36 protein-coding genes, 1 tRNA gene and 2 pseudogenes are annotated in these 23985 nt (G+C 60.3%); 34 read left to right on the top strand and 5 right to left on the bottom strand.

Features of this window, described 5'->3' with window-relative positions:
• Positions 1 to 148 precede the first annotated feature (148 nt).
• Positions 149 to 460 carry a DUF1654 domain-containing protein gene (locus BAY1663_RS10180; protein ID WP_037040179.1) on the top strand — a complete coding sequence of 104 codons (312 nt, stop codon included), beginning with the start codon at positions 149 to 151 and terminating at the stop codon, positions 458 to 460.
• Positions 461 to 608: 148 nt separating this feature from the next.
• Here BAY1663_RS10180 and BAY1663_RS25925 read toward each other — a convergent pair whose 3' ends face one another.
• The 5 genes and pseudogenes from BAY1663_RS25925 to BAY1663_RS10205 form a co-directional block, all read right to left on the bottom strand.
• On the bottom strand, positions 609 to 1049 hold the full coding sequence (locus BAY1663_RS25925; RefSeq protein WP_051497114.1) for a hypothetical protein: 441 nt from the start codon (positions 1047 to 1049) through the stop codon (positions 609 to 611).
• Positions 1046 to 1408, bottom strand: coding sequence for a helix-turn-helix transcriptional regulator (locus BAY1663_RS10190; RefSeq protein ID WP_051497115.1), 363 nt, complete (start codon positions 1406 to 1408; stop codon positions 1046 to 1048). Before BAY1663_RS10190 ends, BAY1663_RS25925 begins: the two co-directional genes overlap by 4 nt.
• A gap of 55 nt (positions 1409 to 1463) precedes the next feature.
• On the bottom strand, positions 1464 to 1886 hold the full coding sequence (locus BAY1663_RS24460) for a hypothetical protein (protein ID WP_051497116.1): 423 nt from the start codon (positions 1884 to 1886) through the stop codon (positions 1464 to 1466).
• Between the two features lie 150 nt (positions 1887 to 2036).
• The gene (locus BAY1663_RS10200) at positions 2037 to 2633 is read right to left on the bottom strand and encodes a type VI secretion system-associated protein TagO (protein WP_037040182.1); all 597 of its coding nucleotides are present in this window, start codon (positions 2631 to 2633) and stop codon (positions 2037 to 2039) included.
• Between the two features lie 25 nt (positions 2634 to 2658).
• Positions 2659 to 3488: pseudogene (locus BAY1663_RS10205) on the bottom strand (helix-turn-helix transcriptional regulator).
• A gap of 98 nt (positions 3489 to 3586) precedes the next feature.
• Here BAY1663_RS10205 and BAY1663_RS23655 point away from each other — a divergent pair.
• The 33 genes and pseudogenes from BAY1663_RS23655 to BAY1663_RS10375 all read left to right on the top strand — a co-directional run bounded on the left by BAY1663_RS23655 (position 3587) and on the right by BAY1663_RS10375 (position 23985).
• On the top strand, positions 3587 to 3808 hold the full coding sequence (locus BAY1663_RS23655; RefSeq protein WP_128576214.1) for a Cro/CI family transcriptional regulator: 222 nt from the start codon (positions 3587 to 3589) through the stop codon (positions 3806 to 3808).
• 108 nt (positions 3809 to 3916) lie between these two features.
• The gene (locus BAY1663_RS10215; RefSeq protein WP_037040185.1) at positions 3917 to 4339 is read left to right on the top strand and encodes a phage regulatory CII family protein; all 423 of its coding nucleotides are present in this window, start codon (positions 3917 to 3919) and stop codon (positions 4337 to 4339) included.
• Positions 4340 to 4402: 63 nt separating this feature from the next.
• Positions 4403 to 5167, top strand: a complete 765-nt coding sequence (locus tag BAY1663_RS22995) for a hypothetical protein (protein WP_051497117.1) — start codon at positions 4403 to 4405, stop codon at positions 5165 to 5167.
• Positions 5167 to 5886 carry a replication protein gene (locus tag BAY1663_RS23000; RefSeq protein ID WP_128576216.1) on the top strand — a complete coding sequence of 240 codons (720 nt, stop codon included), beginning with the start codon at positions 5167 to 5169 and terminating at the stop codon, positions 5884 to 5886. The genes BAY1663_RS22995 and BAY1663_RS23000 overlap by 1 nt, the downstream gene beginning before the upstream one ends.
• Positions 5862 to 6149 carry a hypothetical protein gene (locus BAY1663_RS23660; RefSeq protein ID WP_128576218.1) on the top strand — a complete coding sequence of 96 codons (288 nt, stop codon included), beginning with the start codon at positions 5862 to 5864 and terminating at the stop codon, positions 6147 to 6149. Before BAY1663_RS23000 ends, BAY1663_RS23660 begins: the two co-directional genes overlap by 25 nt.
• Positions 6146 to 7486, top strand: coding sequence for a replicative DNA helicase (dnaB, locus tag BAY1663_RS10235; protein ID WP_037040190.1), 1341 nt, complete (start codon positions 6146 to 6148; stop codon positions 7484 to 7486). Before BAY1663_RS23660 ends, dnaB begins: the two co-directional genes overlap by 4 nt.
• On the top strand, positions 7486 to 7704 hold the full coding sequence (locus BAY1663_RS10240) for a hypothetical protein (RefSeq protein ID WP_037040192.1): 219 nt from the start codon (positions 7486 to 7488) through the stop codon (positions 7702 to 7704). Before dnaB ends, BAY1663_RS10240 begins: the two co-directional genes overlap by 1 nt.
• The gene (locus BAY1663_RS10245) at positions 7701 to 7955 is read left to right on the top strand and encodes a hypothetical protein (RefSeq protein ID WP_037040194.1); all 255 of its coding nucleotides are present in this window, start codon (positions 7701 to 7703) and stop codon (positions 7953 to 7955) included. Before BAY1663_RS10240 ends, BAY1663_RS10245 begins: the two co-directional genes overlap by 4 nt.
• Positions 7948 to 8214, top strand: a complete 267-nt coding sequence (locus BAY1663_RS10250) for a TraR/DksA C4-type zinc finger protein (RefSeq protein ID WP_037040195.1) — start codon at positions 7948 to 7950, stop codon at positions 8212 to 8214. The genes BAY1663_RS10245 and BAY1663_RS10250 overlap by 8 nt, the downstream gene beginning before the upstream one ends.
• The gene (locus BAY1663_RS10255; RefSeq protein WP_037040197.1) at positions 8207 to 8647 is read left to right on the top strand and encodes a recombination protein NinB; all 441 of its coding nucleotides are present in this window, start codon (positions 8207 to 8209) and stop codon (positions 8645 to 8647) included. Before BAY1663_RS10250 ends, BAY1663_RS10255 begins: the two co-directional genes overlap by 8 nt.
• 125 nt (positions 8648 to 8772) lie before the next feature.
• Positions 8773 to 8955, top strand: coding sequence for a hypothetical protein (locus tag BAY1663_RS25160; protein WP_256206659.1), 183 nt, complete (start codon positions 8773 to 8775; stop codon positions 8953 to 8955).
• Complete coding sequence (locus tag BAY1663_RS10265) at positions 8952 to 9146, top strand: hypothetical protein (RefSeq protein ID WP_037040199.1); 195 nt, start codon at positions 8952 to 8954, stop codon at positions 9144 to 9146. Before BAY1663_RS25160 ends, BAY1663_RS10265 begins: the two co-directional genes overlap by 4 nt.
• Entirely contained in the window at positions 9143 to 9712 is a 570-nt protein-coding gene (locus tag BAY1663_RS10270) for a hypothetical protein (RefSeq protein ID WP_256206660.1), read from the top strand. Before BAY1663_RS10265 ends, BAY1663_RS10270 begins: the two co-directional genes overlap by 4 nt.
• A gap of 161 nt (positions 9713 to 9873) precedes the next feature.
• Entirely contained in the window at positions 9874 to 10425 is a 552-nt protein-coding gene (locus BAY1663_RS10275) for a hypothetical protein (RefSeq protein ID WP_371257609.1), read from the top strand.
• Between the two features lie 653 nt (positions 10426 to 11078).
• Positions 11079 to 11390 carry a phage holin family protein gene (locus BAY1663_RS10280; RefSeq protein WP_037040210.1) on the top strand — a complete coding sequence of 104 codons (312 nt, stop codon included), beginning with the start codon at positions 11079 to 11081 and terminating at the stop codon, positions 11388 to 11390.
• A gap of 371 nt (positions 11391 to 11761) precedes the next feature.
• On the top strand, positions 11762 to 12022 hold the full coding sequence (locus tag BAY1663_RS10285) for an HNH endonuclease (protein WP_371257608.1): 261 nt from the start codon (positions 11762 to 11764) through the stop codon (positions 12020 to 12022).
• Between the two features lie 109 nt (positions 12023 to 12131).
• Positions 12132 to 12566 carry a hypothetical protein gene (locus BAY1663_RS10290; protein WP_037040213.1) on the top strand — a complete coding sequence of 145 codons (435 nt, stop codon included), beginning with the start codon at positions 12132 to 12134 and terminating at the stop codon, positions 12564 to 12566.
• Position 12567: 1 nt separating this feature from the next.
• A pseudogene (locus tag BAY1663_RS23005) lies at positions 12568 to 14228 on the top strand (terminase large subunit).
• Positions 14222 to 14317 (top strand) — tRNA-OTHER (locus BAY1663_RS10310). The pseudogene BAY1663_RS23005 and the gene BAY1663_RS10310 overlap by 7 nt, the downstream one beginning before the upstream one ends.
• Before the next feature lie 50 nt (positions 14318 to 14367).
• The gene (locus BAY1663_RS10315; protein WP_037040221.1) at positions 14368 to 16359 is read left to right on the top strand and encodes a phage major capsid protein; all 1992 of its coding nucleotides are present in this window, start codon (positions 14368 to 14370) and stop codon (positions 16357 to 16359) included.
• A gap of 63 nt (positions 16360 to 16422) precedes the next feature.
• The gene (locus BAY1663_RS10320; protein WP_037040224.1) at positions 16423 to 16722 is read left to right on the top strand and encodes an E3 binding domain-containing protein; all 300 of its coding nucleotides are present in this window, start codon (positions 16423 to 16425) and stop codon (positions 16720 to 16722) included.
• A 3-nt stretch (positions 16723 to 16725) separates the two neighbouring features.
• Positions 16726 to 18090: a phage portal protein gene (locus BAY1663_RS10325; protein WP_037040227.1), complete on the top strand. Its 1365-nt coding sequence runs from the start codon at positions 16726 to 16728 to the stop codon at positions 18088 to 18090.
• Positions 18087 to 19079, top strand: a complete 993-nt coding sequence (locus tag BAY1663_RS10330) for a hypothetical protein (protein ID WP_037040229.1) — start codon at positions 18087 to 18089, stop codon at positions 19077 to 19079. The genes BAY1663_RS10325 and BAY1663_RS10330 overlap by 4 nt, the downstream gene beginning before the upstream one ends.
• The gene (locus BAY1663_RS10335) at positions 19076 to 19450 is read left to right on the top strand and encodes a head-tail connector protein (RefSeq protein WP_037040231.1); all 375 of its coding nucleotides are present in this window, start codon (positions 19076 to 19078) and stop codon (positions 19448 to 19450) included. Before BAY1663_RS10330 ends, BAY1663_RS10335 begins: the two co-directional genes overlap by 4 nt.
• Positions 19450 to 19791, top strand: a complete 342-nt coding sequence (locus tag BAY1663_RS10340) for a phage head closure protein (RefSeq protein ID WP_037040234.1) — start codon at positions 19450 to 19452, stop codon at positions 19789 to 19791. Before BAY1663_RS10335 ends, BAY1663_RS10340 begins: the two co-directional genes overlap by 1 nt.
• Positions 19784 to 20863: a trans-aconitate 2-methyltransferase gene (locus BAY1663_RS23010; RefSeq protein ID WP_051497118.1), complete on the top strand. Its 1080-nt coding sequence runs from the start codon at positions 19784 to 19786 to the stop codon at positions 20861 to 20863. Before BAY1663_RS10340 ends, BAY1663_RS23010 begins: the two co-directional genes overlap by 8 nt.
• Entirely contained in the window at positions 20854 to 21507 is a 654-nt protein-coding gene (locus tag BAY1663_RS23665) for a hypothetical protein (RefSeq protein WP_128576220.1), read from the top strand. Before BAY1663_RS23010 ends, BAY1663_RS23665 begins: the two co-directional genes overlap by 10 nt.
• The gene (locus BAY1663_RS10350; protein ID WP_037040236.1) at positions 21471 to 21965 is read left to right on the top strand and encodes an HK97-gp10 family putative phage morphogenesis protein; all 495 of its coding nucleotides are present in this window, start codon (positions 21471 to 21473) and stop codon (positions 21963 to 21965) included. Before BAY1663_RS23665 ends, BAY1663_RS10350 begins: the two co-directional genes overlap by 37 nt.
• On the top strand, positions 21965 to 22330 hold the full coding sequence (locus BAY1663_RS10355) for a DUF3168 domain-containing protein (RefSeq protein WP_037040238.1): 366 nt from the start codon (positions 21965 to 21967) through the stop codon (positions 22328 to 22330). Before BAY1663_RS10350 ends, BAY1663_RS10355 begins: the two co-directional genes overlap by 1 nt.
• 76 nt (positions 22331 to 22406) lie before the next feature.
• Positions 22407 to 22928 carry a phage tail tube protein gene (locus BAY1663_RS10360; RefSeq protein ID WP_037040241.1) on the top strand — a complete coding sequence of 174 codons (522 nt, stop codon included), beginning with the start codon at positions 22407 to 22409 and terminating at the stop codon, positions 22926 to 22928.
• 9 nt (positions 22929 to 22937) lie between these two features.
• Positions 22938 to 23348: a phage tail assembly chaperone family protein, TAC gene (locus tag BAY1663_RS10365; RefSeq protein ID WP_037040243.1), complete on the top strand. Its 411-nt coding sequence runs from the start codon at positions 22938 to 22940 to the stop codon at positions 23346 to 23348.
• 5 nt (positions 23349 to 23353) lie between these two features.
• Entirely contained in the window at positions 23354 to 23629 is a 276-nt protein-coding gene (locus BAY1663_RS10370; protein WP_037040254.1) for a hypothetical protein, read from the top strand.
• Positions 23620 to 23985, top strand: coding sequence for a hypothetical protein (locus BAY1663_RS10375; protein ID WP_128576222.1), 366 nt, complete (start codon positions 23620 to 23622; stop codon positions 23983 to 23985). Before BAY1663_RS10370 ends, BAY1663_RS10375 begins: the two co-directional genes overlap by 10 nt.

The raw sequence follows: 23985 nt of genomic DNA on the forward strand, positions 1-23985 counted from the left end.
CGCGGTGCTGCTGCGTCGATGGGTTCAAGATAAGCCAATGCCTAACCCTTGTAAATAGCTAATGCCTAATTATCTGCAAAATATTTTGCATTGCCTAACTAGCAAGCCGGCAAATACTGTACGCACGTCCAGTAGTTCGGAGGCTCATATGGCAAGGCAAAGGGGAGTGCAGGAGGCTCGGAAGCCGAGCGCGGCGGAGCGGCTAGGGCTGCGGGTATCAGCGATGATCAATTCGCCGATTGCGCAGCTGAACCGAAGGGTGACGATCCATCGCTTGGATGACGACCCAGAGGAAGCATGGAATGCGGTAATGGAAATGCTGGGCGAAACGGACGGGCTGAACATGACGTGCAACGATGACGGCATCGTTACGCTGGAATGGGAGAGGCGGGTGGAGGAGGAGATCGAGGTGGGCGAACGGGAGGTGGAACCGCTGGAAGAGGCAGCGGCGCCTTTCTGATCAGCACCCACAAAAAAGCCCGCTCAGTGGCGGGCTGCATGCCGATCAGAAATCAGCAGGTCGTGTGGAATCGTGCAGGTCGATGAGGATCAATAGCCGGAACGGCCGGGGAGGGATACAAAAAGCCCCGCTAGGTGCGGGGTCTAAACTAAAAGCCGAAAACCGTTCCAGGCGGAGCTACATCGATATCGAGGCTGTCGCATGGGAGATCTTCGCCATCAACCATTACATGCAATGCCAGCCGGCCAGGCTCCTTCAGGTTAAAGGGCGACATGATAGCCATCAAGCCGAGCATGATCCGCTTTCGCTCAGGACGCGGAGAAGGGTTTGCGTTGATGATTGAGTCGATCTGAGCATTGTCGAGGCTCATGCTCATCACCTCTTCACCGGCAAACGTACCCTTAACCGATACCGATTTCGGCATCTCTGATCTCGGCGCTGAGATGCTCAGGTTTATGCAAAGCTTGGGCAAGGTACACGGGAACTGCGGCACTAGGCATTGGCCTTGGTAGATGCCTACCAATGTGGTTTTTCCGCTGATTTCCTGTCGGGCATCGTCACAAAATATGGCGTGCGCGTACTTAGTCATTTTGAAACCCTGCGCTCATTGAGGTCCGCCTGGCGCTCCAGGGCGGCGCTAATTGAATCCAGACTCACACCAAGAGCCTTACTGAGCTTGCGGCAGGTCGTCATCGACGGGTCATGCCTGCCGCTTTCAATCTTGGCTATCTGCGCCTGGCTAGTATCCATTGCCGCAGCCAGCTTCACTTGGGTGAGGCCGCGCTTGAGCCGCAGAGTTTTCATGGTGTCTTCTTCCTCACCATAGAGAGCGTCCGCCACCCAGGCCCTCGCTTCGGCAAATCCAGCCGAGTGGGCGGGATCGGACTCGAGACCTTGCATGAACTCGTCGAAAGCGGTGTGGCGCTTCGCTGCTTCCGAAATCGTCACTCTCGGCTCAAATCGGTAAAACTTTACCGTCGAGGGAGACGCGGCTTGCGACGCATTACCATATGTCCTCTTCGATTGCCCGGTAGGCAGCGACGATCCGTTGAGATACTGGATGGCTGAGCTCATAGTCAAAGTCTCTTTCTACAATGCCTAACACGAAAATTTGGTCAGTTTTCGGAAACACGGCATACACGATTCGGTACTCAAGACCTTTACGGGATAGCGAAAAATCGCGTATACGCCATAGGTTTAAGCACTGGCTTTGGGCTGCGCCCCAAGCTCTTATATTGAAGATCGCGCCTTTAGCTGGGCGCGCTGGCGATCCGCCGTATCCATCTCGCAAAAGGTCATCCAGGAGATCCGGATCTGCGCGGAGCTGATTGATTAGCTCGCGCACGCGGTACACGATCCTCACATCGATTCGCTTTAGCTTCTCGAGATCTTCAACGATATCGTTATGGGGAATCAGTTCAGTCACTATATCGACCTAGATATACTGAGGCAAGTTCCAATGCATCCTATCGACGCGCGGTGAGCACCCTGTCGCTTTTCGCGCCCGCCACAAAACGCCACCCCTCACATCGCCCCGCCGCGGCAGCCTGCCGCTACCTTGGCCGGGGCGTCCCGACTACCACCCACAACCCTTGCGAATATCCTGAAGCGCCAATTCAGCGCCCTTGGTATCAAAAACGGCGGTCACAGGGCTTTCTCCATAGGGCGTCACGTTGGCTATAAAGCTTTCGCTTGTAGCCAGCTGCTTGAGGGCGGCAACAGGGGCGCGCATGAACGTGGATTTCCGATCAGTCGAGATATCCCATGTCGAGGTGACAGCGCTGTTTTTGTCGATCCGATGCGTAACCTTGATGCCGTCCATGCCGAGGAAGGATTGCCAGTTGATGTACAGCTCGGTCTTGTTCTCCTTGCAGCGGACAACCATGTCGATCTTTTCACCAAACCGCCCGGTGCCCCGGTCAGCGTCCAAAAAGGCCAGGTAGATCGACTTGTCCGTCAAAGGATCGGTGCTTGTCGATGTCGCCCATTTGCCTTTTCCTACAGTCGGCGTGACTACAGTCTTTGGAGCTAGGCCGTGCCGGTCTGCGAGCTGGTCGAAGCAAGACAGGCGCTCAACAGTGCCTTTCTTCGAGGCGCACAGGGCCACCTCTTTGTCTTCGATTGCGAATGCACACAGAGGAACCAGGGCGGTGATAAGCAGCAGTTTTCGCATGGTTGCTTCCTTGCGTTGGTGTTGATCAAACCTTCTTAGCATTCCAGACCAGCAGCACCTTCGCGTGGATCGTCACGTCTTCGATCCGCGCTTCGAGGTCCTTGTTCTTGGGGTTGTCCGATATCAGCCAGAAGTGCTCTGCGTCCTTCTGCTGGACACGCTTGATGTAAAGCAGGCCATGCCAGGTCAGCACGTACACACCTTCACCGATGAACTCGTTCACACCTCGATCGACGATGACCGGGTCTTTGTCGTTGATCGTGCCTTCCATGCTCTGGCCCCAGCCAGTGATCATGGCAAGTGCTTCGGGGGAGGTGTAGGTCACTCCCTTCTCTCGCAGCACGTCCTCACGAATGACCAGATTACGGATCGCTTCGTTGTAATCGGCCGGCACCTGGCCATGGCCCATCGCGCCGCGCACGTCGTACTGAGGGATCAGGATCTCTTCAGGGCGCACGCGCAGGCCGGAGAAGTCGTGCGTGATGACGTTGGATGGCGCGTCAGATGCCTCGTCTACCGCTGACAGGATGCGCTGGCGGCCTCAGGGGTCAGCTTGCCTGCCTTGGCGAGCATCTGAAGCACAGCGTCTGCTGCTGATCCCGCCGGCCCTAAGACGGGCGCAAGCTTCAGCATCTCGGCGTCATCGCCGACAAGCCCCCAATGCTCGGGGCCGACTACGTCCGAGAAGTAACGGATGACCTCAATTAGCTTTGACTTATCGATGCGCCCAGTAGCCACCCACCCATTTACTGACGGCGCGGAGATACCGAACACCTTCGCAAGGGCGTTCTTCGGGACGTTCTTTTTGATGCGGGCGGCTTCGATGGCCGCGCCGAGTTCTGGTCCGGTAAGCATTGCCTAATATGCCCTCAATGGCTATTGGTTAGGCAATGGCTTGTCTTGTGATTAGCTAATGCCTTATGCTGTTCTCTAGGTCAACTGGAGAACACGAAATGACCCCAACTGAAGCGATGGAAGAGGCCGCCCGGCTTGTCGGCGGCAAGGCCGCTTTGGCAAGCCGTCTGGAGGTCAGCGCCCCAACTGTCAGTCAGTGGTGCTCAGGCTCCCGGCCTGTTCCCGCTGAGCGCGCTTTGCAGATTGAAGGAATCACCGCTGGAAAGGTCCGGCGCGATTTGTTGTGCCCGTCTTTCCCGTGGAAAGCAGCGGCAGCGTGAGTAAGCAGTTCGTTTTGCATAGCGACATCCCTGTCAGTGGTTTCCATGAATCCAGTATTGCCCGACCAACGGTAGGGCGCCACGGAAAGAGACAAGAGGTTTTACGATATGGAAGATTTTTTGAGAGCTGCCCAATCCGCGGTGCTGGATCACGAAGCCAAGAGCCTGGCAGCCAAGATGGGCGTTCCGCATGTGAGCCTGCTACAGCGCGCCAACCCGGACAACGATGCCCATCACCTGACCATTGAGCACCTGTTCGGAATCCTGCTCCACACCGGCGACATGCGCCCTCTGGAAGCACTGGCTGAGGCCTTCGGCTTCGAGCTGGTAGCCAAGGAGCAGCCCAAGGCCCGCGACCTGTCAGCCGCAATGCTCCACGTCACCAAGGAATTTGCAGACGTTGCTCGCTCAGTGAGCGATGCGATGGATGACGGCCGTATCTCCCAGCACGAGCGTGCACAGATCAGCCGCGAGATCAGCGAAGCCCGCCACAGCCTCGACGTCATGGCGGCTTCGGTAAAGGTCGCCTGACAGACAGGCGAAAAAAAGCCCGGAGGCAACCGGGCTCTTCAACAACTAACGGGAGTAACCCCTATGTCTTTCGACGAGACGAAGCATAACACCATCATCGAGCTTTTCAAGCAGGGAAAAACACTGCGGGAGATTGGAGGCATGTATGCGGTTTCTGGCGAACGCATTCGGCAGATTCTTGCCGCGCACGGCGTTACTGGCAAGCAAGGTGGCCAGGCTGTAAGGACCGCTAAGCGCTCCGCTGCAACACGCCAGAAACGGGAGCAGGCGTGCCTGGAAAAGCACGGCTGCACTCTTGAGCAGTTCCAGTCTGTTTGCACTCATCGACCAAAGGGCTCGACTTCGCCGTACCTGATATTCGGTTGGCAGCGTAATCACGCGAATTTCAGGGGTATCGAGTGGAAGATGAGCTTCTGGGAGTGGTTCAGCGTTTGGCAGGAGTCGGGCAAGTGGGAAGAGCGGGGGCGCGGCGCTGGCAGCTACTGCATGTGCCGTGTAGGAGATGAAGGGGCTTACGAGCTAGGTAACGTCTATATCGGCAGCATCGTGCACAACTCAACCCTGGGCCGCACGCTGGCTTATGAACGCCAGAAAGACCGCACGCCTTTTCATCGCGCCATGATCTCCGCAGGTGGCCGCAAGGTCGTCTCGGAAGCGCTTGGCGTTCCAAGTGCCTATCTGTCTCAGCTGGCAAACGACGGATATCTTCCTCGCTGCTGGCTTGATGACGGCCGCGCCGAATCTTTCGCAATGCTCACTTGCGGTGCCTTCACCCTGGAGGATCTTGCCGGTATGTGCCGTGCAGCTTCCGAGAAGGAGGCTGCGTGATGAACAACGTTATTCAGATTGGCAACACCAAACGGGGGTTCACCCGGATGGACAACAGCATCATGGATGCCTTGATGGCGATCGATCTGCCAGCGCGTGAGCTGAAGGTCGCTCTGTTCGTCGCCAAGACAACCATCAACTTCCAGGCCGGCCCGGTACGCATCACAGCAGCCGCTGTGTCGAAGGCAACCCATATCCACCCGGACGTTGCTTCCAAGGCAATCAGCCACCTCCTGAAGCGTCGCGTGATCTTCCGTGAGGGCGGTGCGCGTGGCGATATTGGCCTGTGTGATCCGAAAGAATGGGTATTCGTAGAAGGTCCGAATCAGACCAACAGAGCCGACTCGGACCAAAACGACAAGGTCATCTCGATTGCGAGTCAGACCAAATCCGACGACTCCCTTCTTTATTCTAAGAAAGAACCCCTAGTAACTGTTCCTTCGGAACAGATTACTGCCCCCCAAGGGGGCGAGCCCACCCAGGTTGAGAAAGATTCCGGGGTTTCGTTCAACGGCGAGGACTTCCAGGTCAGCTCTGACCTGATCACCAAGTGGGCGAAAGCTACGCACCGGTTGACGTCGAGACTGAGATCGTTCGCGCCGCGGCCTGGGCTTCCGCCAATCGCCCGAAGAAGGACTACCGCCGCTTCCTGGTCAACTGGCTTGCCAAGGCCCATGTCAAGGTCGCCAACGGCGTGTCCGAGACTGGCGTGCCGGTAGACCAGATCATCGACCTGTACCACCGCGTCTGCCCTAACCTGCCGGCCGTCACCGTGAAGACCGACAAGGCCCTTCGCAGCATGATCGTCGAGCGCTGGAACGAGGCTGAGGCCCACCAGAGCGGCAAGGGCTTCTGGCTCCCGTTCTTCGAGAAGGCCAACAACCGCAGCCAGGTTTTCTACCGTGGCCAGAATGTCGTCCCGCGCTTGGAGGCACTGGTAAGTCGCGCCGTCTTCCGTGAAATCTCGGAGGCGCAGCAATGATCGAACTTCACAGCCTCGAAGCCGAGCACGGTGTGATCGGTGCAATGCTCAAGCAGCCGCACCTGATCGACGTCCTGAGTGATGACCTGTCGCCCGAAGCTTTCGCCTACGCCGACAACGCCGACCTGTACCGCCTGATCATGGAGCTGCACAACGACGGCGAGCCGGTAGACGCGATCACTCTTGGCGACCGCATGGCTGAGCTGCCAAGCGGAACTCGGACCACGGCATATGCCGGCGAAATCCAGTTCAACACTCCGTCCGATGCCAACGCGAAGACCTACGCGAAGATCATCCGCGACCGCGCCGTGGCTCGCCAGATCGTCGCCGCCGCCGAGCGCATCCACGAGATCGCCCATGATCAGGCGACCGTCGAGGACAAGATCGCGCAGGTGCAGTCGACCATTCTGGCCCTCGGTACTGATGGCGGCGACGCCGAATGCCAGAGCATGGCCGATATGTGGGCGGAGCACATCGAGGTGCTGCAGGTTCGTCTGGATCGTTTCGCCAAGGGCGAGGCAATGGACGGCCTGGGGACTGGCATTCCTGATCTCGACAAGTACACCCAAGGCATGAAGCCTGGCCAGATGATCGTCGTTGCTGGGCGCCCTGCCATGGGTAAAACCACCCTGGCCATGAACATCGCGGCAGATGTCGGAATCAACCAGCGCAAGCCGGTTGCCGTCATCAGCCTGGAGATGAGCAAGACCCAGCTGATGGATCGCCTGCTCGCGGCGGTCGGAGGCATCCCGCTGCCATCCCTGAAGACCGGCGAGTGCAGCAACGACTACAGCACCGAGCTGGCGGCTGCGGGCCTGAAGCTGAGCCGGTCGCCAATCGTCGTATCTGACGTGCCGGTCATGACCATGGCGCGCATCCGCTCCATCGTCCGCCGCCAGAAGCATCGCATGGGCGGCATGGGCCTCGTGGTCATCGACTATTTGGGCCTGGTCGAGGGTGAGGGCGCCGGCCGGACTGAAGACGTAACGGTCATGTCGCGCCAGATCAAGCTGCTGGCCCGCGAGATGGAGTGCCCCGTAATCATCCTGTCCCAGCTGAACCGCGGCTGCGAGTCCCGCCCGGACAAGCGCCCCGTGCTTTCCGACCTGCGCGAATCCGGCGCCATCGAGCAGGACGCCGACATCGTGATGTTCGTGTACCGGGACGAGGTTTATCACCCCAACACCCAGGACAAGGGCATCGGCGAAATCCTGATCCGCAAGAACCGTGACGGCGAAATCGGAACTGTCCCGACCGCCTTCCAGGGCGACAAGTCCCGCTTTGTCCCGCTCGCCGCGCACACCCGCAGCAGCAACGTCGTCGAGGTGAACTTCTGATGACCCAGTACGCAGAGATTCGGCGGCTAGCCGAGCAGGAAATCGCCCTCCGTGGCGGGGCTGACGAGAACGCCCGCATCGAGTGGTGCAACGCAGTCAAGGCGTTGCGCAAGGCCGTACCGGACTGGTCGGCTGTCGTGGTTGAGCTGGTGAATGAATTGGACCGCGTCGTCTGTGCTGACGGAAGCACCCAGCGCGGCGTAGGAGCGAGCAAATGAATCAGCACGACAGAGATAGCGTAGAGCTTCGCCGGCTGTGTGCCGAGCGTGACCGTTTGAAAGAGGCGCTGAAGGATGCGGACGCCGGGATGATGCTGTTCCTTGAGCAGCGAGACCAGATGCGTGAGCTACTGATGCGGCTGGTTGACCTGCAAAACAGTGGGCGCGGCCCGATCCGCAGCTATGAGTTGTGGAGTGACGTTGTTAACCAAGCCCGTCCGCTGCTCGGCTTGGAGGTGCGCCATGTCTGACTACATGGAAATCACCGAAGCCTTCCACCAGGCCCGCACAGCCCCCGACGTAACAGACCGCGCTACTGGCCTAGAGGAGGCGGATCGTATCGGTGGCGTGGCGATGGTGCGTGAACGGCTGCAGGGGCGGGGCGCTGAGTTCTGCATCGACTGCGACGAGGCTATCCCGGCCAAGCGTCGCGCCGCGGCTCCGTGGGCAGAGCGCTGCATCTCCTGCCAGGACGACCACGACAAGCGGGAGGCGCGCCGCCATGGCTGACCTCATGCTCCGCTCCGACATGGACCGCCAGCGGCTGATCAGCTTCCTGCATGGCCTGGACCTTTCCAAGCCTCGCAAGGTGGCCATCACCGAGATTCGCAGCAAGCGCTCCGACGCCCAAAACCGTCTGCTCTGGCAGTGGAATGGCCTGATTCAGCAGCACCTGCGCGAGTCCTTCGGGCAGATCGCTAGCGCTGAGGAATGGCACGAGATCCTGGTCAGCAAGATCTGGCCGTCCGAGGTTCACCCGGTAGAGCTGCCGGACGGCACCCGGTATCGCGTCGGCCGCGCCAAGACTCGAGCCTTCACGATCCAGCAGATGACCACTTACCTGGAGCTGCTTGACGCCTACTGCGCCGAGCACCTGGGCCTGCTGCTGCCGCATCCGGAAGACCTCATGTACGCCATCTATGGCGAGCGGAGGGCTGCCTGATGCTCCGCCAGCGCTCCCAGCCATTCCGCTCGAGCAAGTGGCTCTCAGCGGTACACAAGATCGAAAACTGCGTGCTCTGCGGCGCCTATGGCGTCCAGGCCGCGCACATCAACGAAGGAAAGGGCATGAGCCAGAAGACAGACGACTGCCTCACCGCGGCCATCTGCCAGAGCTGCCACCACGAGTTGGACAACGGCAAGAAGTACACCCGCGACGAGCGCCGGGAAATCCTGCGCAAGGCGGTACTGGACACCATCGCACAACTCGCCCGCATGGGGCTGATCGACGCCAAGAGGGATGCAGCATGACCGGCCACATCATCCGCAACACAGGCTCAGCCGTAACGGTGCAGATGCCATCCGGCGACCAGGTGGAAGCCAAGTCGGTGATCGAGGCGCTGGATATCGTCGATCACAGCCGCTCGCTGCAGCAGGAAGGGTTTGGCCAGATCAACACCCTGGACTTCCGCACCGAGGCCGAGAAGGCGGAACTGGCATGAAGATCAGCGCAATCGATTTACAGGCGAGGCTAGGTGATGACGCTATCTGCGGACAGTGCTGGATCGAACGAGACGAGCCGTTCGGCTGCGCCTGCGAAGGCTTGCTGGTCGGTCAAGCTGCCGGGCCGGAAACCCTTCGCCATGGTGGGCGCGAAGATGAACAGGACCGAGGCGCTGGAGATGGCGCGGCGGATATGGCCGCAGGCGGAAGTGGAGTAATCGTTCTGCCGTGGCCGCCCAAAGAGCTGAGCCCGAACGCCAGAATTCACTGGGCCAAGAAGAGCAAGGCGGCGAAGCAGTACCGGGCCGAATGCTTCCTGCTGACGAAGAAGGCCGGCATCGCGGCGCCGCTGGCCGACGAGATCCTTTTCGCCCTGGAGTTCGTGCCGCCAGATCGCCGAAAGCGCGACGACGACAACCTGCTGGCCTCATGCAAGGCGCTTCGTGACGGCGTAGCGGACGCCCTTGGCATCGACGACAACCGATTCATCACCCAGCTACGGATCAGCCGGGAAACCGTGAAGGGCGGGGAAGTCCGCGTTCGTATTCAAGGGGAATCCGCATGATCTACACCAGCACACTCGCCGCAGTGGTTTCCGCTCTGGCCGCCGAGGCCATCGACAACACCAGCAAGCAGGCCTGGCAGAAGCTGTACCGCCCCGGATACGCGGAAGGGGGCAGCCTGGAAAGCCTGATTCGCTCATCCAGCGAGCGCGGCATCACCCGCATGGATGCCGACTGCTGGGTATATGCCCGGCTCCACAGCCAGCTGATCCCGAGGCACTGGAATGCGCTGACGGCCAGGTTCTCGACCCACAAGGCCAAGAAGGTGGAAGCCATCTGCAAGCTGGTGCCCCTGATCGCCACCCAGGCGCCGAACCTGTTCCGCTACAAGGCCGTGACTGCCTGGGCCATCCCGCCAGTCAGAGGCGTGCAAGTGCAGTCCGGGCAGGAGGTGGCCAGCCGTGCTGCCCGGGAGCGTGCACAGTTCGATTCGCTGCAGGCTGGTGTGGTCAAGCATCTGGCAGGTGGTGAGATGACAGAGGATGTCGGCCAGGCGCGCCGCGAGCAGTACGTGAAGCGATCCACCGACATGATCGTACTGCCGGCTGAGTTCTACGATATCAACACCTGGGACGGCCAGGGCCTGAATCGAACCACCTATTGGCGCTGGAAGAAGGCCATCGATAGGGTGCTAGACGAAATGGTGGCCGAGGCCTTGGCCGCGTCTGGCAAGATACTTCAGGAGGAAGGCGTTTTGATGGCAGATGCCGCTTGACACCCGCGCAACGATGCAACATTATTTGATCATCCTGTCGATCTTGCGCCTTGAGGATCGATAACAGTTAAATGAAGCCCCGGCACAGAGCAATCTGGTCGGGGCTTTTCCGTTTCGGGCGGAACCTGGCTGATGAAGGCCTCGCCATCCTGCGCCCATCAAATCCCCGGCCTGCTTGCGATCGGCTACGCGCCACACGCGCAACACGCAGCACACTGCGCGACCTGAGTACAGGTATCGCCCCGTAGACGTGCGGGGAATCGGGCACTACAGATGGCCGCTGCCTCTGCCTTCGGGTACGCAGCGGTTCTTAATTTCCGGCCTCGGCCATGTGTCGTGGCTTTCTTCGTTCTGGAGAACACAATGCTCGCTAACCCTGTGCTGATGGCTCCAAGCAATCCTGATGTCCCTCGACCGAGTGACGCCGCGCTTGTTGAGCTAGCGCGTGGCGTGTGCCTTGCCATCGAGCGGTGCGGTGCAAGCCCTGAGCTAACCGACGCTCTTACGCTGGCAAGCGACCTGCGTGCATACCTCAGCAAGCCGCGTCTGGCTTGAACCCTATTCCGGCCCCATGCCTGCCTCCTTGCCCCGAGCGGATCGCACGCGCATGTGAGGCCGGACCTATTCACTCTGCCGCATAGCTGAGATGACCCATGCCAGAGAAAAGCCCTGACTTCTGGGTGGCACTAGCTGCGGCCCTGCGCGAACACGGCCTGGCCATGATGCTGACCTTCGTTCTGTCCTACATCCGAATCCACCTCTACGGCGACAAGAAGAGCCCATTGGCCAGACTGCTCGAATCGACATTCGGTGCGCTGCTGATCATGCTCGTCGGCCTCGGCGTAAACGCTATGGGTGCAAACCTTGCCTGGACGCTATTCGCTGCCGGTTTGATCGGGCTGCTAGGAGTGGATCAGGTAAGGGCGCTGGCCGGCAAGTGGGCGGAGCGAAAGATATCGCAATGAAACGCCTTCACGCCCACCTCCTATCCGCCTACCTAATAGCCTGCCTATGTGGCCTGCTCATCTGTGAGGCATGGAGATGGGGAGGAGAGAGTGGAGGAAAGCCCATGGCCTGCAAAGCGTGTGAGAGGCGACGAGCCTGGATCAAGAAGTGGGCACAGATCGCTTGGGAGAGATCGCGTGGAATCATTGCTAACCCAGATACTGGAAGAGCAGCGCAAGACCAACGAACTTCTGCTGATGCTGATTCAGGGAATGGCTGAAGACCAGGACCCGGAGCAAGCGTCGTCTACGTACATGGATGGGAGTCCAGTGCTCTGATGGCCAGGCTCACCACGATCAAGCCTCGCCTTCAGTCCGCGCCTAAGCGCGAGATGGCAATGGCTGTTCCCGGTGGCAGGGAGTCATGGGGCTCTGGCCGTGGTGGCCGGCCGTGGCGCCGTATCCGTGATCGCATCCTGCTTCGTGACCGCTACACCTGCCAGCACTGCGGCAGGGTAGGCGAGGACAACGAGGTAGACCACATCGTCAACGTAGCCCAGGGTGGCACGGACGATGACAGCAACCTGCAGACCCTGTGCACCGATTGTCACAAGGTCAAGACCGCGGCCGAGTCCGCTGCTGGACGCGACTGATTCTCAAAAATTGCATGGGGGGTGGTCCAATATTCCAAAACGGAATCGCTCGGACACCGCCCCCGAACTCATTTGCAGATTATTTCCCCGTTAACAGGAGCTGTTAACCATGGCGTTAACCGAACAGAAGCGCCGGTACGCCGCCGCGCGGCTGTCCGGTTTGGGCAAGAAGGCCGCAGCCATTGAGGCTGGCTGCCCGGAAAAGACCGCTGCACAGGCGGCCTCGCGCTATGAGAAAGACCCTGACGTTCAAGCCGCTATGGGTCGGCATTTGAAGGCGTCTGATGCAAAGGTCGACAAGGTGTCAGCAGACCCTGATCCATACATCCCTGCCAGGTCGGATGACCCTTTGGAGTTCATGCGCCAGGTGATGAATGACCTCGAGGCCGACCCTAAGCTGCGCCTCGATGCAGCCAAGTCACTGGCGGCGTTCACCGTGGCCAAGCCGGGCGAGAAGGGGAAGAAGGACGAGAAGGCAGAGGCGGCTAAGCAGGCAGGCCGAAAGTTCGGCGCCACTCCGCCACCGCTGCGCGCGGTGAAGTGACATGCCGGAATGGTCGACCGCATGCCCTGACTGGCTGATCGCCTAATACAAGGCGACTCGATCATCCCGCCGCCGATTTTTCCGGAGATGGCCGAGCAGGCGCTTGACGTGTTCAAGCAACTGAAGATCGTGGACGCCCCAGGCAGTCCGACATTCGGTGAGGCATGCGCGCCATGGGTGTTCGACCTGGTGGCTTCGATCTTCGGCGCCTATGACCAGGAGACGGGACGCCGGCTGATCACTGAATGGTTCATCCTGATCCCGAAGAAGAACAGCAAGAGCACCATCGCTGCCGGGATCATGATGACGGCGCTGATCCTGAACTGGCGCCAGTCGGCAGAGTTCTCGATCCTGGCGCCGACAGTGGAGGTGGCGAACAACGCCTTCGCCCCGGCCCGCGATATGACGCAGCGGGATGAGGATCTGGACGCACTGATGCACGTCCAGACGCACATTAAGTCAATCACGCACCGAGAGAGCGGTGCCACGCTTAAGGTGGTGGCGGCTGACTCGAATACGGTAGGCGGCAAGAAGTCTGTAGGAACGCTGGTCGATGAGCTATGGCTGTTCGGCAAGAGGCACGACGCGGAGAACATGCTGCGCGAGGCCATCGGCGGTCTGGCATCTCGCCCTGAAGGCTTCGTGATCTACCTGACCACGCAGTCGGACGAGCCACCAGCCGGCGTGTTCAAGCAGAAACTGCAGTACGCCCGCGACGTGCGCGATGGCGTGATCGTCGACAAACGCTTCGTTCCGGTGATCTTCGAGCATCCCCCGGAGATGGTGGCCCGCAAGGAGCACCTTCTGGCGGAAAACCTAGCCCTGGTCAATCCGAATCTTGGATACTCAGTGGACCGTGAGTTCCTGGAGCGCGAATTCACCAAGGCTCAACAGGGCGGGGAGGAGTCGTTCCGCGGCTTCCTCGCCAAGCACGGCAACGTGGAAATTGGCCTGGCACTCCGCTCGGACCGCTGGGCTGGCGCTGACTTCTGGGAAGACTCGGTTGTACCGGTGACCTTCGATCAGTTGCTTGAGCGCTGCGAGGTCGTCGACATCGGCATCGACGGCGGCGGACTTGATGACTTGCTCGGTCTCTACCTGGTAGGGCGCGAGAAGGACTCACAGCGCAAACTTGGCTGGGGCTACGCCTGGGCGCATCCATCGGTGCTCGAACGGCGCAAGGAGATCGCGCCGGCGCTGGAAGACTTCGCTAAGGCTGGCCACCTGACCCTAGTAAAACGCGTCGGTGACGATGTTGAGGAGCTCGCAGACTTCTGCGAGCAGGTCCACGAAGCAGGCCTTCTCGACATGATCGGCTGCGACCCGGTAGGGCTCGGCGCAATCCTCGATAAACTGGCCGAGAGAGACATACCAGCCGACAAGATCGTGGCGGTGAGCCAGGGTTGGAAGCTTGGTGGCGCGATCAAGACCGCCGAACGCTGGTTGGCAGCTGGTGAGTTCAAGCCCAGCGCACAGCCGATGATGGCCTGGTGCGTTGGCAACGCCCGCGTGGAGCCACGCGCCAACTCGATCCTGATTACCAAGCAAGCCAGCGGCTCGGCAAAGATCGACCCGCTCATGGCGCTGTTCAACGCGGTCACGCTGATGGCGCTTAACCCGGCAGCAGCGAAGAAGAAATACCAGATGTTTGTTCTGGGGTGACTAGCTCAGATGGTTAGAGCGCTCGGCCTGGCGTCTTTACGTCGGTTCACGTGCTGAGAGGTCGTTGGTTCAACTCCAACGTTGCCCCGCTTATTTCGCAACCCGCCTCGGCGGGTTTTTTATTGCCCGGAGAAAAGCAATGAAGACCAAGGCCTACAGCACCCTTGTGGTCAAGGAGCTGGACGACGAAAAGCGCGAAATCGTCGGCATTGCCAGCACGCCGGGCACCGACCGCGACGGCGACATTGTCGAGCCGTCCGGCGCCGAGTTCACGCTACCTATCCCACTGCTGTGGCAGCACAAGCACGCCGAGCCAATCGGGAGCGTTGTAAAGGCCAAGGTCACGAAGGCCGGCATCGAGATCGTCGCCCGCCTGGTTGCGCCGACCGACGACATGCCCTCGCAGATGGCCGCGCGGCTGCAAGAAGCGTGGGCATCGATCAAGACCGGGCTAGTTCGCGGGCTATCCATCGGCTTCAGCCCGAAGGAATACAGCTTTATCGACAGCGGCGGCATCCACTTCACCAAGTGGGGATGGAACGAGCTCAGCGCCGTGACCATCCCTGCCAACGCAGAAGCAAGCATCACCTCTATCAAGTCCTTCGATCAGGAACAGCGGGCCGCGCTTGGCCAGAAATCTGATCCGGTCGTTCGCGTCACCCCTGCCGGCGCTTCGGCAAGTACCACCAAAACCATCAAGTCTCCGAAGCCCCAGGAGGGCCATGACATGAAAACTGTTGCTGAACAAATCGCCGAGTTCGAAGCGACTCGCGTAACCAAGGCTGCCGAAATGGAAGCCATCATGACCAAGGCCGCCGAAGAAGGCGTGACCCTGGATGCCGAACAATCCGAGCAGTTCGACACCCTCGAGGGCGAAGTGGCTGCCATCGACAAGCACATCGCCCGCCTGAAGGGCATGCAAAAGTCGCAGGCCGCCACCGCCAAGCCGGCCCACGAGGAAAAGGACGCCCGCATCAAGGCCCTGGACATGAAGGACGGAATCCAAGTCCGCGCCAAAAACACTCAGAAGCTGGAACCGGGCATCGCCTTCGCACGTGCCGCCAAGTGCCTGGCGCTCGGCCATCTGGAGCACCGCGACGCCATCGGCATCGCCAAGGCTCTCTACGACGGCCAGGATCAGGTGATCGCCGCCACCCAGCGTCTTGTGACCAAGGCAGCCGTCGCTGCCGCTACCACCTCCGATTCCACCTGGGCTGGCCCCCTGGTCGGTGACGAAACCAGCGTCTTCGCTGACTTCGTGGCCTACCTGCGTCCGCAGACCATCCTTGGTCGTTTCGGCCAGAACGGTATCCCGTCGCTGCGCAACGTGCCGTTCCGCACCCCGCTGATCGGCCAGACCTCTGGCGGTGACGGCTACTGGGTCGGCGAAGGTCAGGCCAAGCCGTTGACCAAGTTCGACTTCAACCGCACCACCCTGGACCCGCTGAAGGTCGCCAACATCGCCGTGGCCACCATGGAAGTGATCCGCGACTCCAGTCCGTCTGCTGATGGCATCATCCGCGATCAACTGGCTGCCGCCCTGCGTGAGCGCCTGGATATCGACTTCATCGACCCGGCCAAGGCTGCCGTGGCTGGCGTTTCTCCGGCTTCGATCCTCAACGGTGTTTCCGGTATCCCTTCCAGCGGCACCGACGCCGATGCCATCCGCGCAGACGTACGCGCAGTGTTCGGCGCATTCATCGCGGCCAACAACGCCCCCACCTCCGGCGTATGGATCATGTCCGCAACCACCGCTCTGGCACTTAGCCTGATGCGCAACCCGATGGGACAGGCTGAGTTCCCCGGCATCAGCATGATGGGCGGCACCTTCGAAGGTCTGCCGGTGATCATCTCGGAATACGTTCCGACTGATTCCAGCGGTTCCATCGTTGCGTTGGTGAACGCCAGCGACATCTACATGGGCGACGAGGGCGGCATCGATCTATCGATGTCCACCGAGGCTTCCCTGCAGATGGATAACGCGCCGGACAACCCGACCACTGCCAGCACTGTCATGGTTTCCCTGTGGCAGCGCAATCTGGTCGGCTTCCGTGCCGAGCGCACCATCAACTGGGCTCGTCGCCGCGCTTCGGCCGTGGCTTACCTGACCGGCGTCCTCTGGGGCGTCTAACCGAGCCGTCTGGCTCAAGGGGCTGCGCTGCGGCCCCTTCTACAAGGCGGCACGGAGAGAATCATGAAAGTCACTTTCACGCACAAGAACGGGCGCAAACAGGTCATGGATGAGAAATTCGCCAAGATCCTGTCAGACCTGGGCAAAGGCAGCTATGGCGTCGCGGCAATGGCGCAGCCTGCTGTTGAACCTGCTTCAGCGCCTCCTGTTCAGTCAGAACCGCAGCAAGAGCTGAGAGCGTCCAAGGCTGCGCGTGAACTTGCGGCGGCCCATGGCGTTGACCTGGCTCAGGTGGTTGGCACTGGCGAAGCTGGCGCTATCACCAAGCCTGACGTGCAAGCGTTTATCGACGCCAAGGAGTAAGGCATGCGCCTGTTCGGATTTGAAGTCACTCGCCGCCAGAAGGCCATGCAGAATGTGCCTGTCTCTCGCGGCTGGTGGCCGCTGATCCGTGAGCCATTCACTGGCGCCTGGCAGCGCAACAAGGAAGAGCGGCTTGACTCGCTGCTGCAGTACCCGACCCTGTACGCCTGCGTTTCTCGCATAGCTACGGACATTGGAAAGCTTCCATTTTCACTTAAGGCGCGCAACAGCAGCGGCATTTGGGACGCGGTAGAAAACCCGGCCTACTCCCCGGTGCTGGGTAAGCCGAACCATTACCAGACCGGGCAGCAGTTCCGCGAGTACTGGTCCCTGTCGAAGCTCAGCCAGGGCAACACGTATGTTCTGAAGGAGCGTGGAAGCCGTGGCGTTGTGGTTGGCCTGTACATCCTCGACCCGTGCCGAGTTATGCCGCTGGTGTCTGACTCGGGCGAAGTGTTCTACCAGCTCTATACCGACAATCTGAACCTGCTGCCAGACGGTGGCGACGAGCGCCTGATTGTTCCGGCCTCGGAGATCATCCACGACCGCTGCGTCTGCCCGTTTCACCCGCTGATTGGTTTGCCGCCGATTGCTGCTGCGCACTGGCCGGCGCTGAAGAACATGCGAATCATCAAGTCGTCCGCTGAGTTCTTCGCGAACAACGCCCAGCCATCCGGCATCCTGTCGGCGCCCGGGTCTATCGGTGATGACACAGCCAAGCGCTTGGCTGACTACTGGAACAGCAATTTCAGTGGGGCCAACTCGGGCAAGGTCGCCGTTGTAGGCGATGACCTGAAATTCATGTCACTGGCATCGAAGTCGGTCGACTCGCAAATGGTCGAGCAACTGCGCTACTCAGATGAGCAGATCTGCCAGCCGTTCGGCATTCCTCCATTCAAAGTCGGACTTGGCAGCATCCCTTCTGGCCTGGGCGTGGATGCCATCAATCAGCTGTATTACGACGACGCTCTGCAGACCCACATCCACGCCATGGAGTGCCTTTTGACCGATGGGCTCAACGCGCAGCCGTACAAGATCGACATGGACGAATCTGTGCTCATGCGGATGGACGCGGGCAAGAAAGCCGACTACCACCGGACCCTGATCGACGGAAGCATTGAGACGATCAACAACGCGCGTCTGAGCTTCAACCTGCCGCCGCTTGATGGCGGCGATACCGTGTACATGCAGATGCAGGACATGCCGTTGGATCAGGTTCGCAACAACGTGCTTCCGAGCCCAGCTCCGGCACCTGATCCAGCGCAAGGGGCAGAATTGTCTGCTGCTATAGAAGAATCAAAACAGGTTAAGGCCGAGCTGTTTCGTCTTAAGTTCGTCCAAGCCGCACGCACTGAGGCCACCCGATGATCGACCCCGAAGAATTCGGCAAGGCGATGGGCGCCATTGTCCGTGAAGCCACGGCGCCGCTGATTGAGCGCATTGCCCAGTTGGAGAAAGCGCTGGCCGAGCGTCCTGACCTTGAGGCAATTGCCAAGCAGGCAGCCGCGCTCGTTCCTACGCCGAAAGACGGCGAGCCAGGCCGCGATGCGGACATGGACGCACTCAAGGCGCACTTGGACGATCTGGTGAAGGCCATCCCAGCGCCGGCAGATGGAAATAGCGTGACCGTTGAGGACGTTGCGCCTCTGATCCGCGAAGAAGTGTCGAAGGCCGTAGAAGAAGTGCCGCCGCCGAAAGATGGCAAGTCCGTCACGGTCGATGATGTGCGCCCCGTGCTGGCCGAGTTGGTCAGCAAGGCCGTAGCCGATCTGCCTCAGCCTCAGCCAGGCCGCGACGCCGACATGGATGTGCTGCGCGCCCACCTAGACGGACTGGTCAAGTCGCTGGAGCTGCCGAAGGGTCCAAGCATCGATGAAGTCGCCGCGACCTTCGAGCGCCGGTTCTCTGACCTGACCCTGTCCTGGGAGCGCCAGGCTCGCGAAACCTTCGAGAAGGCCGCTGACCGTATGCCTATTCCGAAAAACGGGGAGAACGGCCGAGACGCTCTGCCGCTGGAGTCGTTCGACCTGTCGCTTAGCGATGACGGGCGCACCGTAACCGTCAAGCTGCAGGCAGGCGAAACAGTCGTTGAGAAGTCGCTGAAGATTGCTGCTGTTCTGGACCGTGGCGTGTTCAGCGCGGAGAAAGCAGCGCAATACGAAACCGGCGACGGCACTACCTATGGCGGCTGTTATTGGATCGCGCAGAAGGACGCGCCCGAAGGCGTGCCGGGCTCTTCTGCTGACTGGCGTATGGCCGTGAAGAAAGGCCGCGACGGGAAAGACCTTCGCGAGAGTGCATCGAGACATGACCCGAAGAAGGGCGTGAAAATCCGTGATGAGGATGACGACAAATGATGTACGTCACCCTTGAGCGCGCCAAGGCACATTTGAACATGGACCATGACGAGGACGACAACCTGATTGGGCTGTACATCACCGCCGCTTCTCGGGCTGTCAAGAACTACCTGAAGTCTGGCTCTCCGTTCAAGATCGAGGCGGATAGCGACGGCAACGATGTTGTCAACTCCAGCGGCGATCCCGTCTATGAGCGCGATTCCTCAGGCGCCAAGATCATTGCCGAGGAAGTGCAGGCCGCCACGTTGCTGCTGATCGGCTATCTGTACAAGGATCGCGACGAGAACCCCGATGGCGCGTTTGAGGCCGGTTATCTGCCGAAGCCCGTCACCGCGCTCCTGTATCCGCTCCGCGACCCGGCGCTAGCGTAATGGCACTGAAGGCAGGCCGCTTGCGGCACAGGGTGGACATCCAGGCCCGCCAGGATGTGCAAGACCCGGACACGGGCGATGTGACTCCGACCTGGGTAACGGTATGGCCGAACGTGCCTGCCGCCATAGAGCCTCTGAGCGCCCGTGAGTTCATCGCAGCGCAGGCTGTGCAGTCGCAGGTCGTCGCCAGGATCACGATGCGCTACCGCGAAGGGCTTGATGCCTCAATGCGCATTCTGCACAAGTCGACTGTCTACAACATCGCCGGCCTGTTGCCGGACAAGGACAGCGGCCTGGAGTACTTCACCGTTCCGGTGAGCGCTGGGGTGAACAATGGCTGATTGGTCCGGTATGACGGTGGTCTGCATGGCCTCTGGTCCATCGCTCGCTCCCGCAGACGTTGAGATCGTGCGCCAGTGGCGCGAAGCCGCGGACAATCGGCGCGTGGTCGTGACCAACAACACCTACCAGCTTGCGCCATGGGCAGACGTGTTGTACGCCATGGACCGCAAGTGGTGGGAAGTCATGAAGCCGCAGTTTGCCGGCGAACGCCTCACAGCCGTTCATGACGTGCTCGGCGTACCGTGTTCGTCGTCGCCCAAGGGCGGCAATAGCGGCTCTGGGGCAATTCTGCTGGCAGCCCACCGTGGCGCCGCACGGGTGATCATGCTGGGCTATGACTGCCAGGTTGGCGCAGGCGGTGCCAGACATTGGCATGGCGACCACAAGAAGCCGCTGGGCAACGCGGTCAGCCTGCCAAAGTTCTACGGTCAGTTTCGCGCAGACGCCCGCCGAATCACTGGCGTAGAGGTCGTGAACTGCAGTCGGGCCACGGCCCTGGATATGTACCCGCTTGGCATCCTCGAGGATGAGCTTGGGCAGCCCCCCAGTGCTCCGGTTGAGCATTGCTACTGGCGCTCCAACATTGAGCTAGACCATCTGACTCCGCGCGGTAAGCGCTTCCCGGAGATTGGTTTGTTCGAGTCGCTGCGCGAGGCGTGCTCTGGCTCCGTGTTCGAGGTCGGTTGCGGTGACGGTCGGCTCTCTCCGGCTTTCGATCCATCCGCCTATGTAGGTATGGATGTAAACCCCGCAGCGCTGGCGAAAGCACGCCGCGACAACCCGTTGCACCAGTACGTCGAGGAATGGCAGCAGGCCGATACGGTGCTTGCCTATACCGTCCTGCTGCATGTGCCTGACGCGAAACTGCCGGCGATGATCGACCAGCTCAAGAAGTACCCTCGGATTGTCATCGGAGAAATCATGGGACGCCGCTGGAGAAAGCCAGGTATTCCGCCAGTGTTCAACCGCGAGCGGGCCGAGTACGAAGCCCTGATTGGCCCGGTGAGCCAGGTTATCCGTGTACCGTACCCGCACTACAACACCGATCTGGAGCTGTGCGTATGGCGCTGAATATCTGCGTGCTGCGCAGCGGCGGCGAGTACCGCCCAGAGCACGTGCGGGCCCTGGCGCGGAGAATTCCGAAACTGGTTTGCCTGAGCGACGTTCCTATCCCTGGCGTTCAGACAATCACGATGCTGCACGACTGGCAGGGCTGGTGGTGCAAGATGGAATTGTTCCGTCCTGACATCTACGGCGACATGTTCTATCTCGATTTGGATACGGTCGTTGTCGGCGACATTGAGCGGCTTGCGTCTGCCGGCCGGACCACGATGCTCAGCGATTTCTACTTTCCCGAGCGCCCAGCGTCGGGGCTGATGTACCTATCAGCTGCTGATCGAGACATCGTCTGGCAGGAGTGGATCAAAGACCCAGCAGGCCATATGGCACGCTGCGGTAGCCTGGGCGATCAGAAGCTGATCGGCGATTGCCTGCCACATGCAGCCCGCTGGCAGGACGACTACCCCCGGCGACGTGATCAGCTACAAGGTCCACGTCTGCACCAAGCAGCAGGCCACGCGCGGCCAGGGCAACGGCCAGCTGCCGGAAGGCGCGACGATCGTATGCTTCCATGGCCAGCCCCGCCCGTGGGGCATCAAAGCAGATTGGGTGCCGAGCTATGGCTGACACAATCGAGTTCAGCATCACCGGCCTAGACAGCCTACTTGGCAAGCTAGAGGCCGTCACATACGACGTGAAGCGTAAGGGCGGCCGCTCTGCCTTGCGTAAGGCGGCGCAGCTGGTGGCCAACAAGGCCAAGGAGGGCGCCGCGCGAGTTGACGATGCCCAGACCGGCCGCTCCATCGCTGCCAACATCGGCCTGCGCTGGAACGGCCGCCTGTTCAAGCGCACCGGCGACCTTGGTTTCCGCATCGGGGTTATGCACGGCGCAGTCATCAGGGAGAAGGGCAACCCAGACAAGGGTCTTAACGGACCAACGCCGCACTGGCGTCTGCTCGAGTTCGGCACCGAGAACATGCGCGCACAGCCATTCATGCGCAGCGCATTGGCTGACAATATCAGTGCGGTGACAAAAACTTTCGTCAACGAGTATGAGAAGGCTATCGACCGGGCGATAAAACGCGCCAAGAAGAAAGCTGCGCAGGGGGTTTAATGTACGCACCAATCTTCGCAGTGTGCTCATCCTCGGCTCAGGTCAAGGCGCTGATCGGCAGCAACCCGGTACGGCTTTACCCATTCGGAGAGGCGCCGCAAGGCGTGGTCTACCCATACGTCGCCTGGCAGGGATTCGGCGGGCAGCCTGAGAACTACCTGGGCACCTTGCCGGACGCCGATAGCTACAACACCCAGGTCGACGTTTACGCGGACACTGCGGCGTCAGCCAGGGCGGTCGCTCAGGCGCTACGCGACGCAATCGAGCCTGTTGCCTACGTGACCTCCTGGCGCGGCGAGGCGCGCGACCAAGAGACCAAGAAGTACCGATTTAGTTTTGATGTCGCCTGGATCGTCCAGCGATAACCGAGCACCACCCCAATCAACCCGCCTAGAGCGGGTTTTTTTGTACCTCAAGAAACCCCGCTACAGGAGATACACCATGGCCATCCTTGCCCAAGGCACTCAGATTTACGCCCTGGTCCGCGCGCTGGATTCCAGCGGCGACCCGACCGATCAGCACGAAGTGATCGAGATCGAGTGCGCTACCGCTTTCACCCCGGGCGGCAACCCAGCCGACCAAATCGAGGCAACCTGTCTCAGCGACACCGTGCGCAGATACCTGCGCGGCCTGCGTACTCCGGGCCAGGCGTCGCTGACGCTGAACGCCGACCCGCGCAACGACTCGCACTACCGCCTGTACCAACTATCCGAGTCGGACGACCAGGAAGATCAAGACATCGCCTTTGCCGTGGGCTGGTCTGATGGCAAGGATGTTGTGCCGACTGCCGAGGAAGACATCGAAGGCAATTGGGATTTCGTCCTCCCCGCAACTCGCACCTGGTTCGTGTTCCGCGGCTACGTCAGCGACTTCCCGTTCGATTTCGCAGCAAACACTGTCGTCACCACTGCGGCCACCATCCAGCGCTCAGGCGGTTCGGCCTGGATTCGCAAAACTGCGTAAGGAACCAGCATGAAACTGACACTCGAAAACCTCAAGGAAGCGGGCGCCTTTACCGGCGCTCCGGTGGAGAAGGAAATCACCTGGAAGCAGGGCGAAACCGAATACACCGCCACGGTCTACGTTCGCCCCCTTTCATACCAGGCCGCCGTGAATGACCTACGCGCCATCTACGGGAAAACGGATGGCGTGGCCGGGCGTATCGCCGCGAGCATTTGCGACGAGCACGGAAAGCAGGTGTTCACTGCCGAGGACATTACCGATGGGCCGATCGTCAAAGGCGAGGATGGTAAGCCGATGCTCGGCGGTGACGGTCTGCCCCAGCGCACCGGCGGAGCCCTTGACGGCAACCTGACCATGGCTCTGCTGCAGGTGATTGGCGAGGTAAACAATCCGGGAAAGCCGAAGACCTCGGCGAGCTAGAAGAGGTGTGGCACGAGCTGGTGCTGTGCGGCATCGGCGGCCGCACCATCGCCGAGGCACAGCAACGGCTGAGCTATACCGAGTTCTGTAGTTGGATGCGCTACCGCCGCAAGCGCGGCTCGCTTCACCTAGGCATGCGCGTAGAGCGTGGCGCGGCGTTGCTGGCCACACTGTACGCAAACGCTCATAGCAAGAACGGCGGCCACAAGCTCTACGACTTCATGCCGCACGAGGAAGAGCCTGCTGTAACTCTTGAACAGGCCATGGCGACATGGCATTGATGCTGTGGGAAGGCTGTGATGCTAGATTTAATTTTCTCTTCATTAGGGGGATATCTATGCGATTTCACATGCTTTTCCTGGTTGCGCTATGTGTGCCGGCGGCAGCCACTGCCGACGATCTTTGCGGAAAAACGGCACAGGTCGCGCGGGAGGTGATGAAGGCTAGACAGGATGGCGTCCCGATCGATGTGATGATCGGAGCCGCAGAAAAACAGAAGGATGGATTTGATGATCTGACAAGGCAACTGGTCTTGAGCGCCTATGAAGTAGAGCGGCGATTTACGCGATCTTCGATTGAGCGAGAAACCGTTGAGTTCGGAAACCAGGCATATCTAACCTGCATGAAAGCTGAGTAG

It is taken from the genome of Pseudomonas sp. BAY1663 (genome assembly GCF_000582595.1).
GTDB classification, from domain to species: Bacteria; Pseudomonadota; Gammaproteobacteria; order Pseudomonadales; family Pseudomonadaceae; genus Stutzerimonas; species Stutzerimonas stutzeri_AF.